Origin of the sequence: Rhodovarius lipocyclicus (assembly GCF_009900765.1) — a bacterium.
GTDB classification, from domain to species: domain Bacteria; phylum Pseudomonadota; class Alphaproteobacteria; order Acetobacterales; family Acetobacteraceae; genus Rhodovarius; species Rhodovarius lipocyclicus.
Window position 1 is genome coordinate 1 of the sequence record NZ_JAAABL010000077.1, and the last position, 9,358, is coordinate 9,358.

8 protein-coding genes and 1 pseudogene are annotated in these 9,358 nt (G+C 70.1%); 5 read left to right on the plus strand and 4 right to left on the minus strand.

From position 1 onward, the window contains the following. Both GT007_RS21760 and pal read right to left on the minus strand, forming a co-directional pair. Positions 1 to 455 (minus strand): annotated as a pseudogene (locus tag GT007_RS21760) (tetratricopeptide repeat protein); the annotation flags it as partial. Position 456: 1 nt separating this feature from the next. Continuing rightward, entirely contained in the window at positions 457 to 936 is a 480-nt protein-coding gene (pal, locus tag GT007_RS21765; protein WP_160123776.1) for a peptidoglycan-associated lipoprotein Pal, read from the minus strand. Between the two features lie 347 nt (positions 937 to 1,283). Here pal and GT007_RS21770 point away from each other — a divergent pair, with 347 nt between their 5' ends. The 5 genes from GT007_RS21770 (at position 1,284) to GT007_RS21790 (ending at position 5,326) form a co-directional block, all read left to right on the plus strand. Further along, complete coding sequence (locus tag GT007_RS21770; protein ID WP_201452013.1) at positions 1,284 to 2,534, plus strand: SAM-dependent methyltransferase; 1,251 nt, start codon at positions 1,284 to 1,286, stop codon at positions 2,532 to 2,534. Positions 2,535 to 2,645: 111 nt separating this feature from the next. Next, positions 2,646 to 3,500, plus strand: a complete 855-nt coding sequence (locus GT007_RS21775) for a branched-chain amino acid aminotransferase (RefSeq protein WP_160123778.1) — start codon at positions 2,646 to 2,648, stop codon at positions 3,498 to 3,500. Between the two features lie 46 nt (positions 3,501 to 3,546). Beyond that, on the plus strand, positions 3,547 to 4,203 hold the full coding sequence (locus GT007_RS21780; RefSeq protein ID WP_236571803.1) for an RluA family pseudouridine synthase: 657 nt from the start codon (positions 3,547 to 3,549) through the stop codon (positions 4,201 to 4,203). Further along, positions 4,191 to 4,553, plus strand: coding sequence for a hypothetical protein (locus tag GT007_RS21785; protein WP_160123780.1), 363 nt, complete (start codon positions 4,191 to 4,193; stop codon positions 4,551 to 4,553). The genes GT007_RS21780 and GT007_RS21785 overlap by 13 nt, the downstream gene beginning before the upstream one ends. A gap of 35 nt (positions 4,554 to 4,588) precedes the next feature. After that, entirely contained in the window at positions 4,589 to 5,326 is a 738-nt protein-coding gene (locus GT007_RS21790; protein ID WP_160123781.1) for a sensor histidine kinase, read from the plus strand. Here GT007_RS21790 and GT007_RS21795 read toward each other — a convergent pair. Then, positions 5,323 to 6,174: a dioxygenase family protein gene (locus tag GT007_RS21795; protein ID WP_160123782.1), complete on the minus strand. Its 852-nt coding sequence runs from the start codon at positions 6,172 to 6,174 to the stop codon at positions 5,323 to 5,325. The genes GT007_RS21790 and GT007_RS21795 overlap by 4 nt on opposite strands. Before the next feature lie 109 nt (positions 6,175 to 6,283). After that, complete coding sequence (gene secA, locus GT007_RS21800) at positions 6,284 to 8,983, minus strand: preprotein translocase subunit SecA (RefSeq protein ID WP_160123783.1); 2,700 nt, start codon at positions 8,981 to 8,983, stop codon at positions 6,284 to 6,286. Positions 8,984 to 9,358 lie beyond the last annotated feature (375 nt).

Genomic DNA, 9,358 nt, shown 5'->3' on the forward strand with positions numbered 1-9,358 from the left:
GCGGCATCGGCACCGCCACGCGCGGGGGGCGTCAGCCCCGGGCCGGGCGCGGCCGGGCGAGCGGGCGCGGGGGCGGCACCGCCGCCGCCTTCCAGCCGCTGGAACCGGTATTCCATGTCTTCGTTCAGCTTGCGCGTATCCTCGGCCAGGCGACGGGTGGCGTTCTCCGTCTCATCCAGCCGGCCGCGCATGCGGCGCACTTCGTCTTCCATCGTCGTCACGCGGTCCAGCAACTGGCCCACGAGTTCGGAACCGCCGCCACCCCCACGGGGGGAAGGGGCGGGCGCGGCGCCCAGGGAGGATCCCCCCCGGGCCCGCATCTGCTCCAGCTCCTGCCGCAATTGCAGGAGCTGGTTCTGCAGATAGATACCCTCGCGCGTCTCCACCTGTGCCCGGGCCACGGCCGGGAGTGCCAGCGACGCGATCAGGGCAAGGGCGGTGACGCGCAGGCGCATGTTAGCGCACCACCGTCACGGCGCGGCGGTTCTGGGCCCAGGCGGACTCGTCGCTGCCCAGGGCCTCGGGGCGGTCCTTGCCGTAGCTGACCACCTGCAGGCGGCTGCCGGACACGCCGGAGGCCACCAGCACGTCGCGGGCGGAGTTGGCGCGGCGCTGGCCCAGGGCCAGGTTGTATTCACGCGTGCCGCGCTCGTCGGCATGGCCTTCCACGGTCACCTGCACGGAGGAGTACTGGGCCAGCCAGCGGGCCTGGCGCTCCAGCACCGGGCGCTGGTCGGCGGCGATGGTGCTGCGGTCGGTCTCGAAGAACACGCGGTCGCCGACATTGGCGCGCAGGTCTTCCTGGCTGCCCGGGCGGATGCTGCTGCCAGCGCCACCCGTGCCGGCGCCGGCGGTCGCGGCCGTCTCCGGGTCAGAGGAGCAGGCGACGAGCAGGGAAGCGGCGGCGAAGGCCGTCAGCAGCTTGGTAGCGGACATGGTGGGGATCTCCATCGGGTCTGACACGGCGCGAAGCCTCGCTGGCACCGCGCCCGGAACAACGTCATGCAGTGCAGCATCGCTACCGCCGCGGGATGGCGCAATCAAGGCAAAGCCTTCTCACCATTTGCAACTCTGATTTGCGCAGAGCGGTTGCGGCACCGGAAAATTCATTCCCCCGCCCCCGCTTTGCCCCGCACACGATACGGCGCGCACGCAAATTCGCGCTGGACATGCAAGAAAACCCGCCCAACTCTTTCAGTATTGCAATGTCTCCGGGCCACGGGTGCCGGTGAAGCACCCTGCCCGTTCCACTTGTGCGTCAAGTCCGGACGGAGCCTCATATGCTGCAACACATTCTAACCGGTGTGCTGGGCCGCTTCATCCGCCAGGGCAGGCTGACCATGATGCTGCCCGACGGGTCCACGGTTCAACTCGGCCCCCCTGGCGAGGCGGGCTCGGCCCCGCTGGCCGGCATGCACCTGCGCACCGGCAATGCCGTGCGCCGGCTGATGCTCGACCCCGCCCTCGCCTTCGGCGAACTTTTCATGGATGGCGAGCTGGAGCCGCTCGACTGCACCATCCATGACCTGCTGCGCCTGCTGACGCTGAACCAGGCGATCGCGGGCGACCCCGGGCTGGGCTGGGGCCTGGACAAGCTGCGCCGGCTGCTGCGCCGCGCCGTGCAGTTGAACCCGGCCGGGCGGTCCAAGCGCAATGTGGCGCATCACTACGACCTGAACGGCCAGCTCTATGCCTTCTTCCTCGATGAGGACCGGCAATACTCCTGCGCCTATTTCCGAACGGGGCGCGAGAGCCTGGAGGAAGCCCAGCGCGACAAGAAGCGGCACATCGCCGCCAAGCTGCGCCTGGATCGCCCGGGGCTGGAGGTGCTGGACATCGGCTGCGGCTGGGGCGGCATGGCGCTGACGCTGGCGCGCGACCACGGCGCGCAGGTCACGGGCATCACCCTGTCGGAGGAACAGCTGGCCCATGCCCGTGCCCGCGCCGAGGCCGCCGGCCTGCAGGACCGGGTGAAATTCGAGCTGATGGACTACCGCGCCTGGGACCGGCCGGTGGACCGCATCGTCTCGGTCGGCATGGTGGAGCATGTGGGGATCAACCACTTCGCCACCTATTTCGGCACCATCGCCCGCCATCTGAGGGAGGATGGCGTGGCGCTGGTGCATGGCATCGGGCGCTCCGACGGGCCGGGGGCGACCAACCCCTGGATCGCGAAATACATCTTCCCCGGCGGCTACTCCCCCGCCCTGTCGGAGGTGCTGCCGGCGGTGGAGAAGGCCGGGCTGTGGGCGACCGACATCGAGATCCTGCGCCTGCACTACGCCCGCACCCTGGCGGAATGGCGTGCCCGCTTCCTGCAGCACCGCGAGGAAATCAAGGCGCTGTACGACGAGCGCTTCTGCCGGATGTTCGAGATGTACCTGTCGGGCAGCGAATTCGCGTTCCGGCACGGCGGGCACATGAACTGGCAGATCCAGCTGGCCCGGCGGGTGGACGCGCTGCCGCTGACACGGGACTACATGCTGGAGGAGGAGCAGGCGACCGCCCAGCCGCGTATCGCCACGCGCGCCTGAGCCGACCGGGCGGGGCCCGGGGCGGCGGAGCGGCGGCGGCTGAACGGCGCTCTCTTCCGCCCGCCCGCCACCCGTGGCAGACATGCCGCCCTTGAGATAGGGAGAGCCAGCATGGCCGGCGTGTTCTGGTACAATGGGCAGTGGACCACCGAGGAGCCCAAGATCCTGGGCCCCATGGACCATGCCTTCTGGCTCGGTTCCAGCGTGTTCGACGGCGGGCGCGGCATTCGCGGCTATGCCCCGGACCTCGACCTGCATTGCGCGCGCGTGATTCGGTCCGCCAAGGCGATGCTGATGGCGCCCAAGATCCAGGCCGCCGAGATCGAGGCCCTGTGCAAGGAAGGCATCCGCCGCATGGGCCCGGAGGCCGAGCTGTATGTGCGGCCGATGTTCTTCATCCGGCGCGGGCTCGGTGCCTCCCAGCCCGACCCGGACAGCACGGATTTCATCCTGTCGATCTATGACGCGCCGCTGCCGGGCTTCAACGGCTTCTCGGCCATGCTGGCGCCCTTCCGGCGCTCCGCGCAGGACATGGCGCCGACGGATGCCAAGGCCTCCTGCCTGTATCCGAACGGGGCGCGGGCCGCGACCTGGGCGCGCCAGCGCGGCGCGGACAACGCCGTGCTGCTGGACCCGGCGGGCAATGTGGCGGAGCTCGCCTCGGCCAATATCTGGTTCGCCAAGGATGGCGTGGCGGTGACGCCGGTCGAGAACTACACCTTCCTGGCGGGCATCACCCGCAAGCGCATCATCGGCCTGCTGCGGGACGCCGGCGTGCCGGTGGAGGTGCGCGCCGTGCGCCCGCAGGAGCTGGACGAGGCCGACGAGGTGTTCTCCACCGGCAATTTCGGCAAGGTGCAGCCCTGCATCCGCTACAATGGCCGCGACCTGCCGGTGGGGCCGGTCGCCACCAAGGCGCGGGAGCTGTATTTCCAGTGGATGGAACAGGGGCAGCGCCTGGTGTGATGACCGCGGCCGGCACCCGTCCGTGAGCGGCACGCGGCGTGCCCCTTTGCCCGACTGGCTCGCCGCGGCCATCCTGTACGAAAGCCCGGCGGCCTATGTGCTGAACAAGCCGGCCGGGCTGCCCGTGCATCCCGGGCCGCGCGGCGGCCTCTCGCTGGAGGACTGGCTGCCGGTGTTGCAGAACGGCCGCCGGCACTTGCCCCGGCCGGTGCACCGGCTGGATACGGACACCAGCGGCTGCCTGGTGCTGGGCCGCACCCGGCCCGCCATCGCGGCCCTGGCCCAGGCGTTCGAGAAGCATCTGGTCCGCAAGACCTATTGGGCCGTGCTGCTGGGCGAGGTGGCGGGCGATGCCGGCACCATCGACGCCCCCCTGCTGAAGCGCAGCACCGCCCGGGATGGCTGGCACATGGCGGTGGACGCCCAGGGCCAGCCCGCCATCACCGATTGGCGCGTGCTGGGGCGGGCCCCCGGACTGAGCTGGGTGGAGTTCCACCCCCGCACCGGGCGCACCCACCAGATCCGCGCCCATGCGGTGTATGTGGGCCACCCCATCCTGGGGGATGCCCGCTATGGCGGCGGCGCGGGCCAGCTGCACTTGCTGGCCCGCGCCATCAACCTGCCTGGGCCGGAGGGCGAGATCGCCGCCTCCGCCCCCATCCCCGCCCATATGCAAAAGGCGATCCGCGCATGTGGTGGCTGATCCCCCTGCTGCTCGCGGCCGGCCCCGCCGAGGCGCAGCGGCCCCGCTGCGACTATGGCTCGGGGCTCGCCGGCCTGCGGGAGGCGCGGGAGAGCTTCTCCCGCCCGCTGGAAGGGCTGATGGAGGGGCGCGAGCGGGGGTTGGCCATCGCCACCACGCTGCGCGCCGCGCAGGGCATCTTTACCGGCTGCGGCTGCCCACGCCTGGCGGAACTGACGGGCGAGGCCATCGGCCCCGCCGAGCGCGCCGGCAATGAGGCCAATGCCGCCGCCATCGCCCGCGCCTTCGAGAACGGGCGCTTCCGCCTGGGCCTGGCGCAGGAGGCGGCGGGCCGGAACGGCTGCCGTTAACCGGCGCTTCAGCAGCGCCGCCCATGCTGCGGCGCATGCTGGCCTTGCCCCTGACCACCTATTGGCTGTTGAGCTTGCTGTTGACCCTGCCCGGGCTGGCGCTGGGCGCCGCCGGCGGCTGGCTGCTGGCACGCCGGCTGCGCTCCGGCCCCGCCAACCCGCAGCCCCGCGCCCTGCGCCACGCGGCCACCGAGTCGCAATCCATCGGCCTGGCGCTGCGCGCCCAGCCCGGGCCCGAATGCCAGGCGCTGGCGCTGCAACTGCTCGACCTGTCCGACTATCTGGAGGATGTGCTGGCCGCCGAGGCCGCCCCCCGCCGCCTGCAGGAGGAACAGCTGCCGCTGCTGCCCCTGCTGGAGGAAGCGGTGACGGTGGCCGCCGCCCAGCTGGGCGCGGCCGCGCGGCGCTGCAAGCTGGACCGCGGCCTGGCCGATGTGACCCTGCGCGCGGACCGGCGCGCCCTGCGCGGCGCGGTGGTGCAGGTGCTGGTGCGCGCCGCCCGCCTCTCCGCCCCGCAGGACGTGATCGAGATCCGCTTCGCCCGGCTGGGCGGCATGGCCGCCATCATCATCGAGGATGAGGGGGCGGATATCCCGATCGGGGACCTGGCGGCGCAGGGTTTGCCCGGCACGCGCGGGCTGGGGTTCGGCATGGGGCTGGCGCGGTCGCTGCTGCTGGCCCATGGCGGGGATCTGGTGTTCGAGACCGCGCCCGGCGTGGGCAGCCGCGCCTGGCTGACCCTGCCGGAGGAGCGGGCGCTGGTGGCGGCCTAAACCCGCGGCAGCCGGAACTCGTATTCCAGCACCAGGTGGTCGCTCTCCCCGGCGCGGCGCCGGGCTTCCAGGTCGCACACCAGGCTGGCCTTCACGCCGAACACCGCGTCGTCGTGCAGATAGGCATCGCCATCGGCGAAGATATGGGTGATCAGGTCGCGGTAACCCGGCGCCTTCAGCCAGAAATGCACATGCGCCGGCCGCATCGGGCTGCGCCCCATGGAGGCCAGGACCCGCCCCATCGGCCCGTCATGCGGCACCGGATAGCTGGAGGGGTTGATGGTCCAGCACTGCACCAGCCCATCCGCGCCGGTGGTGAAGCGGCCGCGCATCATGTGCCGCTCGCCATCGCCGATCTGGCTGTCATAGCCGCCCTCGCCATTGGCGTGCCAGATATCCACCTGCGCGCCCTCGATGGGCCGGCCCTCGGCGTCGGCGACCGTCACGCGCAGTTCCAGGGTCTCGCCCTCCAGCCCCGGCGAGAGGTTGTCGCCATTGCCCAGCAGCGGCGGGTTCTCGCGGTGGAAGGGGCCGAGCACGGTGGTCTCGGTCACGTCCTCATGGCTGGCATGGGCGATGGCGTCCACCAGCATGGTCACGCCCGTCACATCCGACAGCATGATCCATTCATTGCGCTTGTCGTCGCAGAACCGGCCCATCTCGACCAGGAAGGCGATCGCCCGCTCCCACTCCCCGGGCTTCAGCTGCACCTCCCGCACGAAGGCGTGGGCGTGGCCGAGCAGGGAACGCATGATCTCGGCCAGACGCGGGTCGGTGTCTGGCGCGATGCGGTCCAGCACCGCTTGGGTCAGGTTGTCCTGGGAGTAGGTGATATGGCTGTCGGGCATGGCGTCACCTCCTGGGGGGCGAGCGCCATTCGGGGGACGCCGGCCGCTGTCGTTGCGGCGACGGTATGCCCCGGCCGAGGCCGGGGCAATCATGCTTACACGGAAGCGGTTACAGGGGCTTGCCGTGGCAGTGCTTGAACTTCTTGCCCGAACCGCAGGGGCACGGCGCGTTGCGCGGCGTCTCGGTCCAGGTGGTGGGGTCGTTCGGGTCCACCGCCACGCGCGGGGTCGCGGGCTCGGTCGCGCCGCCATATTCCTCCACCACGCCATCGGGGCTCGGGTGGCGCATGTCGGTCACGCGCACGGGCTCCGGCATCGGGGGCGGCTCCTCGCCGCGCAGCTCGATGCGCAGCAGCAGGGAGGTGATGCGCCCGCGCAACTCCTCCAGCATGCCGTTGAACAGCGCGAAGGCCTCGCGCTTGTATTCGTTCAGCGGGTCCCGCTGGCCATAGGCGCGCAGGCCGATACCCTGGCGCAGATGGTCCAGCGCCAGCAGGTGCTCCTTCCACACCTGGTCGAACAGCTGCAGCAGCAGGCTCTTCTCGACCATGCGCATGGTCTCGGGGCCGATCTCGGCGGCGCGGGCGGCGGCGGAGCGGTCGGCGGCGTCCGTGATCCGGTCCAGGATCATGTCGTCGTCGATGCCTTCCTCCTGGCCCATCGCGGCCACGGGCAGATCGAGGCCCAGCCCGTTCCGCACCTGGTTTTCCAGCCCCACCAGGTCCCACTGCTCGGGATAGGTGTTCTCGGGGATATGGCGGCGGACCATCTCCTCGATAGTCTCGTGGCGCATCTCGACGATGGTCTCGGAGAGGTCGTTGCTCTCCATGAACAGGCGGCGCTGGGAATACACCTCGCGCCGCTGGTCGTTCATCACGTCGTCGTATTTCAGAAGGTTCTTGCGCATGTCGAAGTTGCGCGCCTCGACCTTCTTCTGCGCGCGCTCCAGCGCCTTGTTGATCCAGCTGTGGGTGATCGCCTCGCCTTCCTTGAGGCCCAGCTTCTGCAGCATCCCGCCCATGCGGTCGCTGCCGAAGATGCGCATCAGGTCGTCCTCGAGGGAGAGGAAGAAGCGGCTGGCGCCCGGGTCGCCCTGGCGGCCGGAGCGGCCGCGCAGCTGGTTGTCGATGCGCCGGCTCTCATGCCGCTCGGTGCCGATGACGAACAGGCCGCCGGCCTGCTTCACCTGCTCGCGCAGCACCGCCACCTCGGCCTCATGGCGCGCCAGCGCGGCCTCATAGGCCTCGCCCTCGCTCTCGCCGGTTTCCTGGCGGGCCAGCATCTCGGGGTTGCCGCCCAGTTTGATGTCGGTGCCGCGGCCGGCCATGTTGGTGGCGATGGTGATGGCGCCCGGGCGGCCGGCCTGGGTGATGATCTCGGCTTCCTGCTCGTGATAGCGGGCGTTCAGCACGGCGTGGGGAATGCGCTTCTGCTTCAGCAGGGCCGAGAGCAGCTCGCTCTTCTCGATGCTGGTGGTGCCGACCAGGGCGGGCTGGCCGCGCTCGCGGCATTCCTCCACCAGCCGGGCCACCGCCTCGTATTTCTCCTCGGCGGTGCGGTACACCTCGTCATCCTGGTCCAGGCGCGCGACGGGGACGTTGGTCGGGATCTCGACCACTTCCAGCTTGTAGATCTCGGCGAACTCGTCGGCCTCGGTGGAGGCGGTGCCGGTCATGCCGGACAGCTTGGGGTACAGGCGGAAATAGTTCTGGAAGGTGATGGAGGCCAGCGTCTGGTTCTCGGGCTGGACCGTGACGTCTTCCTTGGCTTCCAGCGCCTGGTGCAGACCGTCGGAGTACCGGCGGCCTTCCATCATGCGGCCGGTGAATTCGTCGATGATGACGATCTTGTCGTCGCGCACCACGTATTCCACGTCCCGCTTGAACAGGGTGTGGGCACGCAGGGACTGGTTCACATGGTGCACCAGGGAAATGTTCTGGGTGTCGTACAGCCCGCCCTCGGTCAGGATGCCGGCATCGGCCAGCATGGCCTCGATGTCCTCGCCGCCCTTCTCCGTCATGCTGACGGAGCGCTGCTTCTCTTCCTTCTCGAAGCGCTCGGGGTCCTTCACGAATTCGGCCATCACGGCATCGACGCGGCGGTACAGCTCGGAAGTATCGTCGGTGGGGCCCGAGATGATCAGCGGCGTGCGCGCCTCATCGACCAGGATGCTGTCCACCTCGTCCACGATGGCATAGGCGAAGGGGCGCTGGACCATCTCCTCCAGCCGGTACTTCATGTTGTCGCGCAGGTAGTCGAAGCCGAATTCGTTGTTGGTGCCGTAGGTGATGTCGCAGGCATAGGCCTCGCGGCGCTGGTCGTCGGTCAGGCCGTGGATGATCACGCCCGTGGTCAGGCCCAGGAAGCCATAGAGCTTGGCCATCCATTCCGCGTCGCGGCGCGCCAGATAGTCGTTGACGGTGACGACATGCACGCCCTTGGCCGGCAATGCGTTCAGATAGACCGGCAAGGTGGCGACCAGCGTCTTGCCCTCGCCGGTCTTCATCTCGGCGATCTTGCCGTCATGCAGGACCATGCCGCCGATCATCTGCACATCGAAATGGCGCATGCCCAGGGCACGCTTCGCTCCCTCCCGCACCACGGCGAAGGCTTCGGGCAGCAGGTCGTCCAGGGTCGCGCCCTCGGCCAGGCGCTGGCGGAATTCGGCGGTCTTGCCCCGCAGCGCCTCATCCGACAGGGCGGCCAGCTCGGGCTCCAGGGCCGCGATCTTGGGCAGCAGCGACTCATGCCGCTTCAGGGCGCGGTCGTTGGCGGAACCGAACAGGGCACGGGCAAGGCGGGCGAACATGCGTGTATCTACTCCTGGCGGGGCCGGGCCCGGGCAGCCCGGGCGAGGCAGTGCCCCGGGGCGGCCCAAGGCGGCCCTTGGCAGCATCGACATAGGGCCCGCCCCCCGCAGGGTCAACGCGAGGGGGGATTTTCCCGGTGGGAACGGCGCCGGGATTGCCAGGTTTCAGGGCATTGTCATGCCGTAACCCGGGGCTGGATTGTGGCGCGGCCTGGATTCCTTCATCTTCGCGCACCCTGTCTCCGGAGCCTGTCGATGCGCCGTTACGCGCTGCTTGCCGCCACCTTCCTCGCCGGGGCCCCGGCCTATGCCCAGGCGCCGCCGCCGGTCGCGGCACCGCCCGCCGCCCGGCCCGCGCCCCCCGCGCCCGCCCCC

Coding starts and splice junctions, on each gene's coding strand:
- pal (WP_160123776.1), bottom strand. CDS start 936: ATGTCCGCTACCAAGCTGCTGACGGCCTTCGCCGCCGCTTCCCTGCTC.
- secA (WP_160123783.1), bottom strand. CDS start 8,983: ATGTTCGCCCGCCTTGCCCGTGCCCTGTTCGGTTCCGCCAACGACCGC.
- GT007_RS21795 (WP_160123782.1), bottom strand. CDS start 6,174: ATGCCCGACAGCCATATCACCTACTCCCAGGACAACCTGACCCAAGCG.
- GT007_RS21785 (WP_160123780.1), top strand. CDS start 4,191: ATGTGGTGGCTGATCCCCCTGCTGCTCGCGGCCGGCCCCGCCGAGGCG.
- GT007_RS21775 (WP_160123778.1), top strand. CDS start 2,646: ATGGCCGGCGTGTTCTGGTACAATGGGCAGTGGACCACCGAGGAGCCC.
- GT007_RS21790 (WP_160123781.1), top strand. CDS start 4,589: ATGCTGGCCTTGCCCCTGACCACCTATTGGCTGTTGAGCTTGCTGTTG.